22 protein-coding genes and 1 pseudogene are annotated in these 16,943 nt (G+C 45.9%); 3 read left to right on the forward strand and 20 right to left on the reverse strand.

Features of this window, described 5'->3' with window-relative positions; translation table 11 throughout:
* Nucleotides 1-90: 90 nt before the first annotated feature.
* Nucleotides 91-699, forward strand: a pseudogene (locus CS948_RS02570) (AraC family transcriptional regulator); the annotation flags it as partial.
* Between the two features lie 207 nt (nt 700-906).
* Nucleotides 907-2,226 carry a phage integrase SAM-like domain-containing protein gene (locus tag CS948_RS21810; RefSeq protein WP_240053562.1) on the forward strand — a complete coding sequence of 440 codons (1,320 nt, stop codon included), beginning with the start codon at nt 907-909 and terminating at the stop codon, nt 2,224-2,226.
* Nucleotides 2,227-2,558: 332 nt separating this feature from the next.
* Here the strand turns inward: CS948_RS21810 and CS948_RS21545 are convergent, their stop codons facing one another.
* Nucleotides 2,559-2,786, reverse strand: coding sequence for a hypothetical protein (locus tag CS948_RS21545; protein WP_176554881.1), 228 nt, complete (start codon nt 2,784-2,786; stop codon nt 2,559-2,561).
* A 338-nt stretch (nt 2,787-3,124) separates the two neighbouring features.
* Between CS948_RS21545 and CS948_RS02590 the strand changes: the two genes are divergently transcribed.
* Nucleotides 3,125-3,343, forward strand: a complete 219-nt coding sequence (locus CS948_RS02590) for a hypothetical protein (protein ID WP_099290195.1) — start codon at nt 3,125-3,127, stop codon at nt 3,341-3,343.
* Nucleotides 3,344-3,366: 23 nt separating this feature from the next.
* On the opposite strand, the gene CS948_RS02595 is transcribed toward CS948_RS02590, so the two are convergent.
* The 19 genes from CS948_RS02595 to CS948_RS02685 form a co-directional block, all read right to left on the reverse strand.
* The gene (locus CS948_RS02595; protein WP_099290196.1) at nt 3,367-3,954 is read right to left on the reverse strand and encodes a hypothetical protein; all 588 of its coding nucleotides are present in this window, start codon (nt 3,952-3,954) and stop codon (nt 3,367-3,369) included.
* Between the two features lie 8 nt (nt 3,955-3,962).
* The gene (locus CS948_RS02600; protein WP_099290197.1) at nt 3,963-4,244 is read right to left on the reverse strand and encodes an HU family DNA-binding protein; all 282 of its coding nucleotides are present in this window, start codon (nt 4,242-4,244) and stop codon (nt 3,963-3,965) included.
* A gap of 206 nt (nt 4,245-4,450) precedes the next feature.
* Entirely contained in the window at nt 4,451-4,732 is a 282-nt protein-coding gene (locus CS948_RS02605) for an HU family DNA-binding protein (RefSeq protein WP_141560867.1), read from the reverse strand.
* Nucleotides 4,733-4,764: 32 nt separating this feature from the next.
* On the reverse strand, nt 4,765-5,220 hold the full coding sequence (locus CS948_RS02610) for a co-chaperone YbbN (protein ID WP_099290199.1): 456 nt from the start codon (nt 5,218-5,220) through the stop codon (nt 4,765-4,767).
* Nucleotides 5,221-5,232: 12 nt separating this feature from the next.
* Nucleotides 5,233-6,273 carry an ACR3 family arsenite efflux transporter gene (gene arsB / locus CS948_RS02615; protein ID WP_099290200.1) on the reverse strand — a complete coding sequence of 347 codons (1,041 nt, stop codon included), beginning with the start codon at nt 6,271-6,273 and terminating at the stop codon, nt 5,233-5,235.
* A 16-nt stretch (nt 6,274-6,289) separates the two neighbouring features.
* Nucleotides 6,290-6,745 (reverse strand): arsenate reductase ArsC, encoded by a 456-nt coding sequence (locus CS948_RS02620; RefSeq protein WP_099290201.1) that lies wholly within the window; start codon nt 6,743-6,745, stop codon nt 6,290-6,292.
* A gap of 21 nt (nt 6,746-6,766) precedes the next feature.
* Entirely contained in the window at nt 6,767-7,765 is a 999-nt protein-coding gene (locus CS948_RS02625) for a hypothetical protein (protein WP_099290202.1), read from the reverse strand.
* Between the two features lie 6 nt (nt 7,766-7,771).
* Nucleotides 7,772-9,112: a permease gene (locus CS948_RS02630; protein ID WP_099290203.1), complete on the reverse strand. Its 1,341-nt coding sequence runs from the start codon at nt 9,110-9,112 to the stop codon at nt 7,772-7,774.
* 9 nt (nt 9,113-9,121) lie between these two features.
* The gene (locus CS948_RS21815) at nt 9,122-9,358 is read right to left on the reverse strand and encodes a thioredoxin family protein (protein ID WP_227225891.1); all 237 of its coding nucleotides are present in this window, start codon (nt 9,356-9,358) and stop codon (nt 9,122-9,124) included.
* Between the two features lie 170 nt (nt 9,359-9,528).
* The gene (locus CS948_RS02640) at nt 9,529-10,236 is read right to left on the reverse strand and encodes an aromatic aminobenezylarsenical efflux permease ArsG family transporter (RefSeq protein ID WP_099290205.1); all 708 of its coding nucleotides are present in this window, start codon (nt 10,234-10,236) and stop codon (nt 9,529-9,531) included.
* Between the two features lie 5 nt (nt 10,237-10,241).
* On the reverse strand, nt 10,242-10,658 hold the full coding sequence (locus CS948_RS02645) for a nitrophenyl compound nitroreductase subunit ArsF family protein (RefSeq protein ID WP_255301833.1): 417 nt from the start codon (nt 10,656-10,658) through the stop codon (nt 10,242-10,244).
* A 21-nt stretch (nt 10,659-10,679) separates the two neighbouring features.
* Complete coding sequence (locus tag CS948_RS02650; protein WP_176554882.1) at nt 10,680-11,186, reverse strand: TlpA disulfide reductase family protein; 507 nt, start codon at nt 11,184-11,186, stop codon at nt 10,680-10,682.
* A gap of 59 nt (nt 11,187-11,245) precedes the next feature.
* On the reverse strand, nt 11,246-11,572 hold the full coding sequence (locus CS948_RS02655; protein WP_099290207.1) for a helix-turn-helix transcriptional regulator: 327 nt from the start codon (nt 11,570-11,572) through the stop codon (nt 11,246-11,248).
* Nucleotides 11,573-11,725: 153 nt separating this feature from the next.
* Nucleotides 11,726-12,622 (reverse strand): permease, encoded by an 897-nt coding sequence (locus tag CS948_RS02660; protein WP_099290208.1) that lies wholly within the window; start codon nt 12,620-12,622, stop codon nt 11,726-11,728.
* Between the two features lie 61 nt (nt 12,623-12,683).
* On the reverse strand, nt 12,684-13,142 hold the full coding sequence (locus CS948_RS21550) for a MerC domain-containing protein (RefSeq protein WP_176554883.1): 459 nt from the start codon (nt 13,140-13,142) through the stop codon (nt 12,684-12,686).
* A 187-nt stretch (nt 13,143-13,329) separates the two neighbouring features.
* Nucleotides 13,330-13,632, reverse strand: a complete 303-nt coding sequence (locus tag CS948_RS02670; protein ID WP_099290210.1) for a helix-turn-helix transcriptional regulator — start codon at nt 13,630-13,632, stop codon at nt 13,330-13,332.
* Nucleotides 13,633-13,781: 149 nt separating this feature from the next.
* Nucleotides 13,782-14,801: a hypothetical protein gene (locus CS948_RS02675; RefSeq protein ID WP_099290211.1), complete on the reverse strand. Its 1,020-nt coding sequence runs from the start codon at nt 14,799-14,801 to the stop codon at nt 13,782-13,784.
* A 15-nt stretch (nt 14,802-14,816) separates the two neighbouring features.
* Entirely contained in the window at nt 14,817-16,403 is a 1,587-nt protein-coding gene (locus tag CS948_RS02680) for a phage terminase large subunit (protein WP_099290212.1), read from the reverse strand.
* Nucleotides 16,394-16,840 carry a DUF5675 family protein gene (locus CS948_RS02685; RefSeq protein ID WP_099290213.1) on the reverse strand — a complete coding sequence of 149 codons (447 nt, stop codon included), beginning with the start codon at nt 16,838-16,840 and terminating at the stop codon, nt 16,394-16,396. The genes CS948_RS02680 and CS948_RS02685 overlap by 10 nt, the downstream gene beginning before the upstream one ends.
* Nucleotides 16,841-16,943: the final 103 nt, after the last annotated feature.

The following is a 16,943-nucleotide window of genomic DNA, read 5'->3' on the forward strand; positions in this document are numbered from 1 at the left end:
ATTACGGATGTTTGTACCCATTTTACAGGTCGGGAATAAATTCATAAAGAAAATTTTTAACTTTGTATCAGACATATAATAATAGAACCCATGGACGAGATATTGAATATTGAAACAATAGACCAGTACAATAAGCTGTACAATCAGGAAACGTTGCACCCTCTCGTGAGTGTTGTCGATCTTTCGAAATCAAAAGAGAGAAGGTATTGCCGGATGAATTTTGGTCTTTACGCTCTTTTCTTGAAGGAAGTCAAGTGCGGGGATATGCGTTACGGGCGTAATTATTACGATTACCAAGAAGGGACGGTAGTTTGTATCGCCCCGGGACAGGTGGTCGGTTTCGAGGACACGGGCGAGGTCTATCAGCCGAAGGGGCGGGGATTGGTGTTTCATCCCGATTTGATTCGGGGTACGTCATTGGCGCGGGATATCAAGAATTACTCTTTTTTCTCTTACGAGTCGAACGAGGCTTTGCACCTTTCGGAACGGGAGAGGGGAATCGTGCTCGACTGTCTGAATAAGATATTGATGGAATTGGAACACTCGATTGATAAGCATAGTAAACGGCTTATTGTCACGAATATCGAGTTATTGCTTGATTACTGTACCCGTTTCTACGAGCGGCAGTTTATCACTCGCGAGAGCGTGAACAAGGATACGCTCACGAGGTTCGAGAATCTGATAAACGAGTATTTCCAAAATCAGGTACAGACACCTTGGATTTTCCAACTCCAATAAAGTCAAAATCTGCATAGACTAAAACAACTACATATCAACAAGTTAATTGATTCGTCGGGTAACGGATTACCTCCGTTTCCACCCGAATACGGTGGATAGTTCTATTCTTATGTAGGCTCCCATGTAGGGAACCGGCAGGAATACATGAGCCACTAAAAAATTAACGATATGTATTGTTCGATCACATTCAAAGGTCGCAAAGACCCCCAGGACCCCAAGATGGTCAAACTGGAAATGATTTTCTACAAGACCGGTTACACCCGCATTCCCCGGGTCGTCAGCATCACCGGAGCTTACAAATGCTGGAACAACGAAACCCAGAGTTTTGAATCCGCTTCCAGCGAGTACCTCAAGAAAAACCAGCTGTTGCTTGAACTCAAAGAGAAGTACATGTCCGTCGCCGAACGGTGGGAAAAAGACGGACGCAACTTCTCCGTACTGCAATGGGCCGACTGCTTCAAACCCAAAGAAGAGGAAAAGGCAAAGCAGGAATCGAAAGTGCTGACCGTTCTCCAGCTCATCAACGCCAGAATCGAATACTTCGAGAACCACGAAAAATTCAAGAACGGCAAACTCGTCAAAAGTGTCGGCACTGCCGGTATGTACAAGCAGTTCCGCACTTCGCTTTCAGCCTTCACCCAGAAGCAGTACAACAAAGACCTGTCCCGCTTTTACTTCACCGACATTACCCAGAAATTCCTTTGGGAATACATCGTTTATCTGGAACGACGTGGCATCGAAAACGGGAACCGTGCCGGGTTGCGCCAACTCCTTCGCATCTTCCGTGCATTGGTAAACTATGCCAAGGACGAACTCCACATGTACGGAGCCAACCCAGCAATCTTCGAGGCGGCTACTGAAAAGATGGCGTGGGGACAGTTCGAGTCCAAAGCCGTCAATCCGAACATCATCCGCCGGATGGAGTTCATGGACCGCAGCCTCTTTTCCGAGCAGGAGCAACTCTGTCTCGACCTTTTCCTCTTCAGCTTTTACAGCGGCGGTATGGCCAACGTCGATGTCGTCAACCTGACATGGGACATGATTAACGAAAAGGAAGGCATGATTGTCTATGAGCGTACCAAATTCCCCAAGCTGGCCAAGCCCCTGCTTATCGACCGGCTCATCGTGATTCTGGGGAAATACAGGGGCAAAGGCATCGGCAACTACATCTTCCCGGTCTATACCGAGAAACACGTAACCGACAAACAGAAGATGGGGCGTCGTAACAATTTCTCAACCCTCGTCAGCGAAACACTGGACAAGGTTTGTGAGATTCTGGGAATCGACGAGAAAATGACGTGGTACACGGCACGAGGCACGTTTATTTCCAGCGAACTCGATGCGGGCACTCCGATTACCCACGTCGCTGAAATGGCCGGCAATAGCGTCCGAACCATCGAGAAACACTACTACAAAAACACCAAACAGGAAGAACTGCGCCAGCGGATGAATGCCCGTTATGGCAGTTGGGGGCAGCAAGCAGTATAGCAGGTGTTGTTTGTTCCCAATAATATATTCGGCAAACATCAAATTAAAGCTATCGGAATTTTCCCGATAGCTTTCTTTGTTATATTTCCTGTTTTTTCAGGCAGAATACCTATCTTTGTAGAAGATTTAAGATATTAAAAGCGTTAGCTTTTGTTCTTGCACCGAAATCTGGCAGTTTCAAACCCGCAAGACAGACAGTGGACGCCTGCGCGTAGCGTGGGCTTAACTTGTTTGCGGGTGGGCTTGCCAGAGCCTCGGTGCGGGCGGGTTCTGTCCCACGCTTTTCGCATGTATAACCGACCTGAGAGGGACATAAGGTCTCAACATTCAGGTCAATGGAAAAATCGCTCTTGGAACAGCTCATGTCGCTGCCCGCCGATGTCACCACCGCAACCGTACAAGGTGTCGCCATGCAGGTAATCGACGAAACCACCCGGCAATCCCTCCTTCAATCCGACCCCGAAGATACGCACATCCACGAATGCACCCTCTCCAACGGTACATTCATCACCGATATGCAAAACGGCCGACTGATTGCCTTGTACAAAGTCCGCTGACATATATAGTTTTCGGGTGTCGGAAAACGAGCCGTAAGAACTGATAAATGAGGTATTTTCATAAGTTCTTGCGGCTTCATTATGCAAACACTGCAAATAATCGCTATCTTTGCAGTGTTTTAAGAAAAATATTGGAAAGCGTTTGGCTTTTATCCCGTAAATCGGAATCTGGTAAATTCACTACACATGGGATAACAAGACTGAATGCTCACGTTATGCGTGGGCGTTACTTGTTATGTGTAGGGTTTACCAGAACCTCGATTACGGCAAGCTGATGTCCCACGCTTTTCGTATCAATAACATAACCGGTCTGTAGGGGCAACAGCCACCCTTACAAGGCAATGGACAAAAAACAGAAACACCCGTCCGCATCGCAATCAGAACCTGTTACCGGCAATAGTTCTCCCCGTGAACAGCAAGCCCGGGAAATCATGCAGCAACTCGTGGCGGGAGGCATTTTAGCTCCTAATGAAGCCGCCGAAGTTACTTTCTCTGACACGGCATTCATCTGCATCCCGGATACAGAACAAAAGCCTGCCGACAAAAAAGGCGAGAAATAAACCATCCCACGCCTTTCATCTTTTCAGTCCGATTTACGCTTGCACAGCTCGTCATACTGCGAGGCTGTCAACGTAAAATCCGTAATATCGAATCCGAGCACTTTCCACCAATATCGGAACGAATAACCCGTCTCCGATGACACCCGTTTGGTTTTGCAGAGCCTGTCGATAGCCTTTTCCCGCAGATTGGTCATGGATGCCACATCCTTCAGAGAACGCATCACGGCCTCCAACTTTCCCTCTTCATCGAATACCAACACTTTGCGTTCCTTAGGCGCCGATTTACCGCCACGCTTTTTAGGTTCTTCCTCTTTCACATGTTCAATGTTCGGGACAAGTTTTTCCGCCTGCTGTTTCAGCAATAACTTCGGTTGTAATCCGGATAACCAGTACACCTGCTCACCGCTGACCCGAAAAGTGACGCTGCGTCGCCCGGCAAGCTGTTCAGGCTCGAACAGACATCGGTACACCGAGTCATTTTTCTTGTCGATGACAATTTCGACAAGCAGAGAATCGCCCTCTGCCAGTTCCTTGATGTCGATTCGGTGCGGCATCTTCTCACCGCTGCGGCGACCTTTCCGGAGGATAATCCGCTCTCTGACTACGGCCATCGGTTTCGTTATTTAGTTTCCCTCACGGCATCCAGGAAAGTCTTGGCCGGTTTAAAAGCAGGAATGTTATGCGCAGGAATCGTAATCGTCGTGTTCTTCGAGATATTACGGGCTACCTTCTCGGCCCTTTTCTTGATGATGAAACTGCCGAATCCACGCAGGAACACCTCATTCCCCGCAATCATCGAACCCTTCACGCTTTCCATAAACGCCTCAACGACATTCATTACTACCGTTTTTTCCATTCCCGTCTGCTTCGCAATCTCTGCTACGATTTCAGCTTTTGTCATAATGCTCGATATTTTTTAGTGATATATTCGTTTTACGAACGCAAATATAGCAAAAATCGTGTAATAAACCGCTGATAATTAACACCTCCTGCAAAATGGTCGCCAATTAAAATATAGAGTAATCTTTTGGAATGAGCAACATACGGCGATGATTACAAATCACTTACAGGCTATCATACAAGCAGTGCCCCAAACAGAGCAAAAAATTATACCGACCTTGTACGCTTCTTTTTACCTGATTCCTTGAATACTATTTTCCAACCGCCTTTCGTCATGATATATTTCCCCAGTTTGGGAGAATAAAGTTTTTTGGGAAAGACTTCTTTAATAACCAATGACCCGAATCCCGACCATTTCACAGGTTCTCCCGTTTCAAGCGTCCGGGTGGTTATTTCAATAGCCTTATCAAGAATCATCGTGACTTTTTCTTGTGATATAGGCAATTCAAGCTCTGTCGAAATAATACGGACCAGGTCTTTTTTATTCATAATCTCATAAAACAAATTAGCATTCCCAAAACTTATCTAAAATGTTTTGACAAATCATCCGCAGACAAATACCCATTGTGTCTGAAGTATTCTTTTCCTTTCTTATCGAGTAGAACCTGCGTGGGTATCGTAACGATTCCAAAGTAATCGACCAATTCCCTGTTTTCTTTTTGGCTTACATTTATAAATACCACCTTTACCCGGTTACTGTATTTTTGCTTAATTTCAGCCATAACAGATTCCATTTGGCGGCAGGAATTACAACCAACCGAACCAAATTCGAGAAATGTACATTCGTATCCTTTCGTGTTTTTGCTATAATCATATTGTTCCGAAATGATATTTTCAACAATACTCTTTTCTTCCGGTTCCATTCCATTCGTCATGATACGGGAAGCATATCGGGTCAGACTTCCCCGAAATAATATTAGGGAACAGAATGACATAAGGATAAGAATTACTGGGATATAGCAACTGTATTTTCTCATGGAATATCTTTTTTACTTGAAATACTGACGTGTATTATTCGCAATCCTAACTAACAACAGCATAACGGGAACTTCGACCAATACACCGACTACGGTTGCCAGTGCTGCTCCGGATTGTAGGCCGAAGAGCGAAATCGCAACAGCGACCGCCAGCTCGAAGAAATTGCTTGCTCCGATCATTCCGGCAGGGGCAGCAACATCGTGCGGTAATTTCAGATACCGACACCATCCGTATGCCACAAAGAAAATCAGGATGGTCTGTACTATCAGCGGCACGGCTATCAGTAGTATATGCAACGGATTGGCAAGAATTGTTTCCCCCTGAAAAGAGAAAAGAATAACAAGCGTAAGCAACAGTCCGATGATGGTTACTTTATCGAATTTGTGAATAAAGATATTGTTGAAATAATCAATGCCTCTTTTCCGAACTACACATATACGTGTCACGATACCTGCTGCCAGCGGAATAACAACAAACAGCAAGACAGAGAGCAGCAAAGTAGCCCACGGAATAGCGACTCCGCCCACACCAAGCAACAACGCTACGATAGGGGCGAAAGCTATCAATATAATCAAATCATTCACAGCTACCTGTACCAGCGTATAGGCAGCGTCTCCTTTCGTCAGATAACTCCATACAAAAACCATCGCCGTGCAAGGAGCAGCTCCAAGCAACACAGCTCCCGCCAGATATTGATCCGCGAGGTCGGCAGGTATCCAGCTCTTGAAAAAGACGAAAAAGAACACCCAAGCAATGGCGAACATCGTGAAGGGCTTTATCAACCAGTTCGTAATACATGTCACAAGAATACCTTTGGGGCGTTTGCCCACATTCTTCACGCTCTGAAAATCCACTTTCAACATCATAGGGTAAATCATCAACCAAATCAACAAGGCGATGGGAATGGAAACATTGGCGTATTCCCAACGCCCTAATACATTGGGAAGAGCGGGGAACCATTGTCCTACTGCAATACCTGCTATAATGCACAACGCTACCCAAAGTGTCAGATAACGTTCAAAAAAACCTATACCTTCTTTTTTCTTACTCATATTTGGATGTCTAATATTAACAATTTCCTCCGCAGGTACATTTCGGAAGTTCCTTTTTCTGAATCTCTGTAATGTAAAACTCTGCGAATTTCTCTCGGATTTCATCTCTTACACGACGAAATTTGTCGGTTATTTGTTCATCCGTACCTGTGGCTGTTGCCGGATCATCAAAGCCGATATGCAGACGGTGGCGTACATTTCCCGTAAACATCGGGCATGATTCATGTGCTCCACCGCAAACAGTTATCACATAATCCCATTCCTGATGGAGGTACGTGTTTACATGTGTTGGCACATGAGAGCTGATGTCTATTCCGACCTCCTTCATTACTTCTACAGCTTTGGCATTTACTTGTGTTGCCGGAGCTGTTCCTCCCGAATATACGTTGATATTTTCATCAAATGATTGCAAGAACCCGTGTGCCATTTGGCTGCGGCAACTATTTCCTGTACAAAGAATCAATACTTTCATGTCGTTCAAATAATATAATTTTCAAATTTTACACTCGACGCTTAAAAGCAGAAAATTCTCTCGTTTACCCTTTGAGGATTTCCAACTTTGATAGTTCGGTGATATTCTTATCTGCCTAATGGGAGAATATTCAAATCCACAAATAATGGCGTGTCCCTCGTTATCATATTTCATATTCCCGGCAGTATCAAAATAGTCAAAGCGACCATAAATGTGCATCTTTGGCGTTATATTGATTGTAGTGTAAGCAGAGTATCCATTCGCATCCTGTTTAGAATCGAATTTATAATTAAAGACTCGGTTATACTCCGCTCCAATGGAAAAATATTGATTCTGGTAACCTACGAAAGTTGCGAGAGAATATTGATCTTTCTGAATAATATCCCCGTCAGTTAAAAACTTAGGTATATTGTATATATCTCCGTACAATCTGAATATAAGACCATCTATCGGCTTTACAGTTACACCTGCGCCATATTTGTAATGATTGTCCATATTCTTAAACTTACGACCTTCACCATTCGTAAATGCAATATCAGCAGATATAACCGGAGAAAATTCATATCCGGCTACTACACCTATATCCTCACAAAATGCAATTCCATACTCTTCCTGAAAAGACTTAAAAACATATCGGTGTCCCCAGAAATTTTCCTGTTCGGAAAATTGTTTCAAGTTTACCAAGCCGGCTGACACGAAAAAACCATATCCTCTCCAATCCACCTGTGCGTTTTTCAAATATCCGTTGAATTTGGTATTCCCGTTATCATCGCTCTGGGTTTCTACGTTCATTACAACTTTGGCGGAAAAACCTTTGGCAAAAAATCCTTCATACCCGACAAAAGCACGGTCAAGATTAAATCCGGATACATTATTGACATTTCCCAATCCGGCTTTATAATTGGTAAATACCGTTAAGATAGGCTTTCCTGTAATCGGAAAGGTTTGTTCCGCCTTTTGAGCGGAACAAACCTCGAATCCAATAAATAGACTTGTGATGAATAGAACTATCTTTCTCATTGCAAATCAAAAGAAATTGCCAAATACAAATCCTGAAACTGTTGCCATAACGATAACGAGAGCTACATACACAACCGTCTTCTTTGTTCCCAATACGCCACGGATTACCAGCATATTCGGCAGGGACAATGACGGACCTGCCAGTAGTAAAGCCAAAGCCGGCCCTTTGCCCATACCCGAAGCCAACAGACCTTGAATAATAGGCACTTCGGTCAAAGTAGCGAAGTACATGAATGCCCCGGTAAAGCTGGCGAAGAAATTGGATAACAAGGAATTGCCTCCGACGGCCCATTCTATCCAACTGTTCGGGATGATACCGGCGATAGCCGTATTGTCATGCGTCGAACCGAGCAGGAAGCCCGCCGTTACCACACCGATAGCCAGCAACGGCATTATCTGTTTGGCAAATCCCCACGAAGCGAACGCCCATTCCCGATTTTCTTCATCGTGCTTATCAAACAAGAGAATGACGGAAAGAGCGGTAATCGCTACAATCATCGGCACAAGCGGAACCAGTTTCGCATTGCCGATAAACAGATTAGCAAGGAGTGCAGAGATGGCTGTCACGACTGCACCGAGCACCACCCACAGAACACGAAGTTTCAAGATCCTGACAAGCGACCAGCACAGCAAAAGCGATAAAGCCCCAGTTATGTACCATTTATAAGTGAAGATACCGTACCACAGTCCTGTATCAGAAGCCGCTGGTGCGCCCCAATTCGCAAATACGAGAATGAGAACCAATGTAAAGAAATGGAACGAAGTCTGCCACATCGGGCGTTTTTCGGGCGGCGGAACGATATTCATCTGTTCCTCTTTCTTGGCTTTCTCTTCCTTGCGGAAAATGAAAGACATCGCCAATCCTATAATGACGGAAAAAAGTACAGCACCGATTATTCGTGCAACGCCCATTTCAAAACCCAGAATCCGTGCCGTCAGGATAATTGACAGGATACTGATTGCCGGACCTGAATAGAGAAAGGCGACAGCCGGACCCAATCCTGCCCCCCGTTTGTAAATACTCGTAAAGAGCGGCAGAATGGTACATGAACATACGGCAAGAATACCACCAGAAACGGCTGCAACCGTATAGGAGATCCATTTCTTGGCATTCGCACCGAAGTATCTAAGCACGGAACCCTGACTGACGAATACGGCAATGACACCTGCAATAAAGAACGCTGGAAGCAGACACAACACAACGTGTTCCTGTGCATACCATTTCGCAAGGTCGAGGGTAGCATCGACAGCTGTCATAAACCGTTCGCTTCCGAGCGGTAGGAAGAAGACTGCCGCGAAAACCGCGATCATCCAAAAGAGGATTTTCAATTCTTTCCTTGTATCCATAGCCACATCCTAAATACCGAATATCTGTTTTATCTCACTCTCTGACGGAACATGCCCTTTTATTTTCACAACCTCATCCACTACAACCGCTGGGGTTCCCATTACATTATAGCTCATGATTTCTGTAATATCCTCGATTTTCGTGAGCTTTACATCGAGATTGTTCTCGTTGATTACTTTCTCGATAACCTGATAGGTCGATTTGCATTTGGCGCAGCCCGGCCCCAATATTTTTACTTCTTTTATGCCCGTTTTTGTCGTCGCGGCATTGTCTTCGCAACAACAAGAGGCTGCCGGTTTTTCCTCTTCCTCTATAATCAGGTTGTTGCCACATGAGCATGAGCAGGGCTTCGGAGAGAATAACGATGCCCAAAATCCTTTTTTGTTTTCTTTTTTAGTTTCCATATTATTACCTTTTATAAATACATAACCACACAATAATATACACCGATAGCCATAAACACGACTCCGACAATCCAATTCAGCCACTTTTGAATCGTCTGCATCTTACCGTAAAAGCTACCGATGTGCTGTACGCTGAATGCTAATATCCAAGCAACTATCAAGACAGGCAGTGCAGTAGCAATAGCGAAAAGTACAGGCAAAAGATAGCCTGCGGTTGCCGTTGCGGACATTGGAATCAGCATACCGAAATAGAACACGCCGCTGGTAGGACAGAATGCCATCGCGAACAATATTCCGAGCAACAAGGCACCCCAGCCACCTTTGCGAGCCAGCCCCTCACCGTTACCTTTGAAACCGAAAGAGGGCAGTTTGAGTTTGCTGCCGAACAACATGAACAAACCGATACATACCAAAGCCGGCCCAAGGATGAGTTCTCCGTATTTCCCGATAAACTTCTGGATACCGAACAGGCTTGACCCTTCTCTCAATACCAAAATCAACACGACACCCAACACCGTATAGGAGACGATACGACCGAGCGTATATAAAAGCCCGTTTCTGAAAATCCGGCGACGGTTTTCAATATCTTTACTGATGAATCCGATAGCGGCTATGTTCGTAGCCAAAGGGCATGGAGATATTGCCGTGAGCAACCCCAATAGGAATGCAGTCAAAGCAGGAGTTGTGCTGCTATCCAACAATGTCTGTAACCATTCCATAAGTTCTATTTTAATAACGTTTTGACTTTTTCAATCACTCCGCTCTTGAACGTATCGGGGGCAGTTCGGGCATTGGCGAAGGCGTACTCCGTCAGATTTTCATGCGTCTCTTTCCCGTCTTTCCATTTGCAGACGAAAAGAGACGACCAAGTAACCTCATACTTTTCAGCAATCTTCTCGTTCTCTGCTTTGGAAATGTCGATTGCCTTGAAAACGACCGTTCCGTTTTTCAGTTCATCGGCAAATTGCGCCTCTACCGCTTCTTTGGCATTCTTTTCTATCGCCATACAGGTAGCGCAACGCTGTTTGCCGTGAAAATAGAGAACTTCCACACGGTCTTTTTGTGATTGTTCTTCTGTTGCCTTGTTACTTTTTGCATTGCTGTTACCACAGGCAAACATTCCGAGGCACATGGCCATCATTAACATTACTTTTTTCTTGTTTTAATTGGTTTTATTCATTTCAGTTATCAATTCGTCAAAATATATGGCGGAATCCAATGTTCCGTTCGTCACCTTGCTTCGATATATGATTTTTCCAAAAGAATTAACAGCTACCCATTGTGGCGGCATTGTGATATGATATATTCTGGCTAAATCTCCATTTTTATCCATAACAACATCCCATAACCAACCATTACTGCCGACTATCGGCTTGACTCGTGATGCAGTACGTTGGTCATCAACAGAAACCAATACTATTTTTATCGGTTTTTCCGAATTATCATATTCCTGCCAGACTTCATTCAATTCATCTATCATTGTGATATTATTGGGGCAACAGGTTTTCCAAAAAACGAATAGCGTAACTCCTTTTTCAGAAGCATAGTCCGAGAGCGAATGAGTACGACCTCTCAAATCTTGTACGGAATGTTCTGGCCAGTGATTTTGAGCCATTCCCGTAATTGTTGCCATTACCAATCCAATTGATAAATAAAATGCCTTTTTCATTGTATTATAGATATTTGTATTTCGCCAAACTACGAACATTGATTTCAAAAAAATTGCCGCTATTCGCAACAATTTCCTTTTTTATACATACATTGCCCGAAAAATTCGGAAAAAATCATGGAAGCGATTTTCCAATTTTCTCGATTGATGCAATATTTCACTTTCGGTGTTTCTATCTCACCCTGTATCAGCCCTGCATCTTTCAACTCTTTCAGATGTTGAGAAACTGTCGCTTTCGAGATAGGCAACACTTCGTGGATGTCGCCGAAAAAACAGCAACTCTGCCCCGCTAAAAACTCAAGGATAGCCACTCTTGCCGGATGCCCCATCGCTTTGGCAAAACGTGCAAGTTGTTCCTGTCTTGTTGTATATTCTTTATTTTCCATCTTCACTGTTGTTTGTTGTTCGCAAAATTACAAACATCCCTCAAATGCACAAAATATTTCCGGCACATTTTTTTCAAAAAGCCTAAAATTATTGTTCCAAAACCAAGTTTAGGCTTCACAATCCGTATTATGGCTATTTGCTGGCAAGCCAAACTATAGCAAAATATTGAATAGATATCCCGATATTACAGCAGTCAAAAAGATTGCAGTAATGATAGCGGCAACCAATTTCTTGCGGAAAATACTTGCAAGCATCGTCATTTCGGGAATAGCCATACCAGCACCTCCGATAATCAGAGCAATGACTGTACCGATACCCATTCCCTTAGACATCAATGCCACGCCAATAGGAATAGCCGTTTCTGCACGTATGTAAAGCGGAATACCCAGTACTGCTGCAACAGGGATGGCAAAGATATTGTCCGGCCCGGCGATTTTCAATACGAAATCCTGCGGCATATATCCATAAATGCCTGCACCGAGTGCGACACCAATCAGCAAGTAACCCATGATAGGACGCAGACTTCCCCAAGCACCGGAGAATGCTTCTTTCAACTTTCTTTTCAGCGGCCATGCCCGTTTATTTTCACCCGGTTCATCGTTTCCGCCTTTCAACCGGACATTCTTGACATATTTCTGCATCCCTGCTTTTTCAAGCACAAAACCAAACAATACCGAGGCTATAAACACAAGGATAAAATAGGTTATCATTGCCTTTACACCGACCATCGCTCCGAACATACCGATGATGATAGGATTAAGCAACGGTGAGGCAATCAGGAACGACATCGTGCTGCCGAAAGGTACACCGGCATTGAGAAACCCTACAGTCATTGGTATAGTGGAACAAGCGCAGAACGGTGTCAGCGCACCGAATCCGGCTGCCATCACATTACCTAAAATGCCGCGTCCAGAAAGCCATTTCTTGATTTTTTTTTGCGGGATGTACATCAGGATGATTTCCACTGCCGCGCTGATCAGCATGAACAGCGCGATTAGCTCAAACGTGATGAATACAAAGTATTCTAATGTTACAATTAAAGAGTTCATGTATGAATGATTTTATGAATTAAAAACTAAATCAGATTGAATTATTTGTCATTTTCAAAAGTTAATTTCCGCAACAACTATTAGATGGATTACGCTCTGTTTCCGATGGACAGCACGTTGCCGGCTGGGGCGAGCCGCAACAAGAAGACGGTTCTTCTGCGTTATCACTGTTTTCTATATTTCCGCAGCAACCTGAAGGAGTTATTTCCGTTTGTGATTGTGTAGAACAGCACCCCGAAGAAGTTGTTTCCCCTCTTCTGCCGACAAAAAGCAGTGCGGCTACTATCATTGCTCCAATCCACAGGAATGCCCGCTGAATAGCTATGGAACGCGCTTTCTTTCGTTTGGCTTCCTCCGAATCACTTCCGCAGCAGGCACACGACCGGAAATAACTTTGGTAAAAACCGAACAAGAGTGATACTATGGCAAATCCAATAAACCATCCCCGATACTCGGCGAAGAACGAAAGCTGCGAAGCTCCAATTCCGAATGCTGCAAGAATACCCGCAAGAATGGGCATGCCACAACAACTTACGATTCCTAAAAATGCCAACACCGAGGACAGAATACCTGCCTCTGTTGACCAGACTGTTTTTTTGTTACTCATATTTCCTATTTTTAGTTTATTATATATTGTAAATATACGATGATGTGCAGCATAAAAAATCTAATCGTTGATATGCGATTACTGGTTATAAATAGAAAAATTACATAAATAAATCTTTGAAATACAATCGAGCTTGTTCAAAGTTCTCACGATTGATGCAATAACGTACCTTAGGCGGTGTTATCTCTCCGTCAATCAGCCCCGCATCTTTCAACTCTTTCAAATGCTGCGATACTGTTGCCTGTGCAATAGGCAAGTCATTGACCAAATCGCCGCAATAACAGGAACTTTGTTTATTGAGCAACCGGAGAATTGCTATTCTTGCCGGGTGACTTAACGCTTTGGCATATCGGGCAGCCATCACGTCCCGGTCTTCAAAATGCTGTGCTTTACTATATGCCATAATCACTTCTCATTTTTAATTCATCGCAAAATTACGATAAACGATTAAATCTACCAAACAATCGTGCGGTTTTTTGTCGTCGAATCTTTCTTTTTTTGTCCGTTTAGATGATATAACATTGAGTATCAGCACAAAATTAGCAATCGTTTTTATGTCATCCACGGATTTTTCCACGGGTCATAGTCCGTCTGGAACGTAGCGAGCTGCCAGTCCGTCACGGGCTTATTGTCCTCCGCCACCTTTCGGGGAATCTGCGGATTCAACCGCAACCTCGCCGCATCCGCAAGCCACTTCATCGAATCCTCGTAATCCCGCATCCTGACCACGCTCACGTTGTTCGGAGCGATGAGTTTCGTCAGTTCGTACAACGCCAGCCGCACCATGTGTTTCTTCAAGTTGTAGTTGCGCGGATCATGCGGCGAGAGGTTCACTCCTCGCTGCGGCAGGTCGGCATTGACATCTGTTCCGGGATAAAACACACGTCCCTCGTACACCACATATTCGTGTTCCGAGAACTCATATTCATTATAGGCGGGATCGTAGTCCGCAATGGCTCCCCAGCAGTCGGATTCCATCGGCGTGACGTTATTGTCGAATCCGTCCATGCTCATCAAAGTATAGAACGCTCCCTCGAACTCTACCACGTCCCACAGAAGGTAGTTTATCGGCTGCCATAAGGTATATTCCGCCTCCAACCAGCCCTCGACCATCGGAATGCGGATTTCGCCGAATTTATACCCGTTCTCGACCATACAGACATATACTACATCGTTGTACAGTACGAGGTCATTCGGATAATAGGTGCCGAACTGCGAATAACGTTCGACGGTCGCCGTGTCCAAATTGACATCCACGTGCTCCTGCCAGTAGGTCTTCACCGCCGGCATTTTGTAGCCGCTCATGGAGCGGATAACCTCGCAAATCGTCCCCTCATGGTAGATATGCGCTCCCACGGGGAACGTAATCCGGCGGTCGTATTCCGCGATATATTTGCCCTTGCCGAGCTCCTGTTCGATTTCGTAATTCTCCGACAGGTACTCCACAATGCTCATCTCGGCCGACTCCTCCGCCTGGATAAACCGGTCGCTGTTCCCTCTGGTCATCTGCGAAAGGGCCTCTTGCGTGATGATGCCCAAATAGTCCTCGTTATTAAGAAATCTTCTGTACATGTATAGTATTTTTCTTTAATAGTTGAATCCTTCGTGAAGCATTGCCGTCGATACCACCTGGTAGTTTCCCGTATTGCCGTTTTTGTACTTGTGCCAGCTATCCCGCAGGTAGTAGCAGAGCAGGTAATCTAAGCAGTCGGACAGGTGGCCGTACTTCTCGTATTTTACACCGGTTTTAGGGTCGGTCACCTTCTGCTTGGACTTGGTGCCGTCCTCGTTTTTCGTCTGGTATATCAGGTCTTCCGTCAGTTTGCGGCAGCGCAGGTCGATGCGCAGCTCCCAGCCGTTATAACCGTCAAATAGTTCATTGACGAACTCGCACCGCGTAATCTGGGGAGGCTGTTTCTTGAGTAGCTTCACGCGGGGATGCAGCACTCCTTGTCCGAGCATTTCCGAGATGACCGTAAAGTTGTTGATACCGTCCTCGGACGCTGTGGAACGTTGCAATCCTGCCGGGTCGCCCGTTACGTCCACACCGCCTATCTGTTTATCCAAAAGCAGTTTCTTTTTTATTCGGCGGGCCAATGCCGGTGTGTTGTTCTCTTTGGCGGCAGCCGTGCCCAATACCTCTTCCAGAATGTAAACTTTCCGCGTGTCGTAGTCGATTTGGGCAAGCAGCACACTCATGTGCGGAGCCACATTGAAATCCCACACGGTAATCAGCGGCCGAGTCGGGTCGTACACCCGCTCTTTCAGCCCCGTGATCAAATGCACGGCTCCATCGAATCGGTTGTAGATAGCCATGTCGTTGGCCTCCACGAAGTCCCAATTGCCGTAAAGCAACCGCTCTTTCGTCGCCTGGTCGCTGATTTTATTCAAGGCGGCTTCGTAGGTCTGGCGGAAAGCAATGTCGGGATTGTCGAACACCGAGAACGGCACGTAGGCTTCGCCCTCACGGAGCGTCACCCGGTCGCCGTTGTCGTCCTGCACGAACCGTCCCCGTATCCAGTTGGTCGTGGGGTTTGTCGTGAGCAGCATTTTCGAGACCTTGAAGGTTTCGTGGGTCTTCCAGCGCAAACGCGAGAACAACACCTCGATGGCCTTCTGGCTGACCTCTGACACCTCGTCGCAGGCGGCAATCGTCGCCTCCATCGAACCGAACCGCTCGAAGTTGGGGTCGGACGGCTGATCGGCCAAATCGAGCATGATGATGACCGAATCGTTCCAGAACCGCAGCGTACCGGCCACATTGTTGATGTGGTAGTGTTCGTCTTCCACCAATCCCCACTGCTTGATGACCATGCGGATGGTGTTCCACGTCGATTCTTTCAGGCTTTTCAGCGTCTTTCGGGCCACTACGGCACGGATATCCGGGAAGCGGATGCAACTGCTCACAAGCCATACGCTGGATACGAACGACTTACCACCGCCCGCAGCTCCGCCGCCCAAAACCAACTGCGGAATGTTTTGGTTATTGCAACGCTTGCAGTAAGGTTTGTAACGTGGATTGTGGTTGGCGTCGTACCCGATAAGCATCTGTTCCACCTCGCCGCCGCACAACGGACATTCGGGCTGGAGCAGCTTCCAGAGTTCGTATTGCTTGGGCGACGGGCAAAAGTCGATTTTCAGACTTTCGGGAGCCTTCAGTTTCTTCAACGCCATGCTTCCACAATCTCGATTTCAATGTCAGAAGCCTTTGCAAGCAGGGCGTTCAGAGCGTCCGATGTCTTGCGCGATTCGGTGACCTTGCCCTTGACCGTATTTTTCCCCACGATGATACACCCGGCGGAATCCGCCTCCGTGTTACCGCTGTGAATCAGAATGCCTAAAAAATGCGGCACATTATGCAGGTACGGCAGCACCCGCTTGAACCGCGCACTGTATTCCATCGTCACCTTGTAGGTGCCGGCCGGAATCGCCGTGCGGGCATACACTTTCTCCTTGCAGCGGCACGAGCGTCCCGACGGCGTATCGGGGCACCGGGCAGGCAATTCACGGACTTTGTCTTCGATGGTATGGCAAAAGAAACGCCCGTCGATTGACAGGTCGCCGATGGTATAGTTTTCCGCCTTGTATTTGCGTCTGAGAAGCAGTTTCATTCTTTGATGCAGTTAGAGTTACATCAAAGAATAGCGGTACGGCAGCCGGAAACGGTTACAGCAAAACGACCCCGGCACTGATAGTACCGAGGTCGCTTCATAA

It is taken from the genome of Butyricimonas sp. Marseille-P3923 (genome assembly GCF_900184685.1).
GTDB lineage: Bacteria > Bacteroidota > Bacteroidia > Bacteroidales > Marinifilaceae > Butyricimonas > Butyricimonas muris.

Excerpts from the sequence above, each read along its gene's own strand:
- CS948_RS21545 (WP_176554881.1), bottom strand. The coding sequence starts at position 2,786 with ATGTCAGCGGACTTTGTACAAGGCAATCAGTCGGCCGTTTTGCATATC.
- CS948_RS02655 (WP_099290207.1), bottom strand. The coding sequence starts at position 11,572 with ATGGAAAATAAAGAATATACAACAAGACAGGAACAACTTGCACGTTTT.
- CS948_RS02590 (WP_099290195.1), top strand. The coding sequence starts at position 3,125 with ATGGACAAAAAACAGAAACACCCGTCCGCATCGCAATCAGAACCTGTT.
- CS948_RS02645 (WP_255301833.1), bottom strand. The coding sequence starts at position 10,658 with ATGATGGCCATGTGCCTCGGAATGTTTGCCTGTGGTAACAGCAATGCA.
- CS948_RS21550 (WP_176554883.1), bottom strand. The coding sequence starts at position 13,142 with ATGCCCATTCTTGCGGGTATTCTTGCAGCATTCGGAATTGGAGCTTCG.
- CS948_RS02685 (WP_099290213.1), bottom strand. The coding sequence starts at position 16,840 with ATGAAACTGCTTCTCAGACGCAAATACAAGGCGGAAAACTATACCATC.
- CS948_RS02650 (WP_176554882.1), bottom strand. The coding sequence starts at position 11,186 with ATGAAAAAGGCATTTTATTTATCAATTGGATTGGTAATGGCAACAATT.
- arsB (WP_099290200.1), bottom strand. The coding sequence starts at position 6,273 with ATGAGTAAGAAAAAAGAAGGTATAGGTTTTTTTGAACGTTATCTGACA.
- CS948_RS02600 (WP_099290197.1), bottom strand. The coding sequence starts at position 4,244 with ATGACAAAAGCTGAAATCGTAGCAGAGATTGCGAAGCAGACGGGAATG.
- CS948_RS02640 (WP_099290205.1), bottom strand. The coding sequence starts at position 10,236 with ATGGAATGGTTACAGACATTGTTGGATAGCAGCACAACTCCTGCTTTG.
- CS948_RS02680 (WP_099290212.1), bottom strand. The coding sequence starts at position 16,403 with ATGGCGTTGAAGAAACTGAAGGCTCCCGAAAGTCTGAAAATCGACTTT.
- CS948_RS02670 (WP_099290210.1), bottom strand. The coding sequence starts at position 13,632 with ATGGCATATAGTAAAGCACAGCATTTTGAAGACCGGGACGTGATGGCT.
- CS948_RS21810 (WP_240053562.1), top strand. The coding sequence starts at position 907 with ATGTATTGTTCGATCACATTCAAAGGTCGCAAAGACCCCCAGGACCCC.
- CS948_RS02660 (WP_099290208.1), bottom strand. The coding sequence starts at position 12,622 with ATGAACTCTTTAATTGTAACATTAGAATACTTTGTATTCATCACGTTT.
- CS948_RS02625 (WP_099290202.1), bottom strand. The coding sequence starts at position 7,765 with ATGAGAAAGATAGTTCTATTCATCACAAGTCTATTTATTGGATTCGAG.
- CS948_RS02675 (WP_099290211.1), bottom strand. The coding sequence starts at position 14,801 with ATGTACAGAAGATTTCTTAATAACGAGGACTATTTGGGCATCATCACG.
- CS948_RS02610 (WP_099290199.1), bottom strand. The coding sequence starts at position 5,220 with ATGAGAAAATACAGTTGCTATATCCCAGTAATTCTTATCCTTATGTCA.
- CS948_RS02595 (WP_099290196.1), bottom strand. The coding sequence starts at position 3,954 with ATGGCCGTAGTCAGAGAGCGGATTATCCTCCGGAAAGGTCGCCGCAGC.
- CS948_RS02605 (WP_141560867.1), bottom strand. The coding sequence starts at position 4,732 with ATGAATAAAAAAGACCTGGTCCGTATTATTTCGACAGAGCTTGAATTG.
- CS948_RS02630 (WP_099290203.1), bottom strand. The coding sequence starts at position 9,112 with ATGGATACAAGGAAAGAATTGAAAATCCTCTTTTGGATGATCGCGGTT.
- CS948_RS02620 (WP_099290201.1), bottom strand. The coding sequence starts at position 6,745 with ATGAAAGTATTGATTCTTTGTACAGGAAATAGTTGCCGCAGCCAAATG.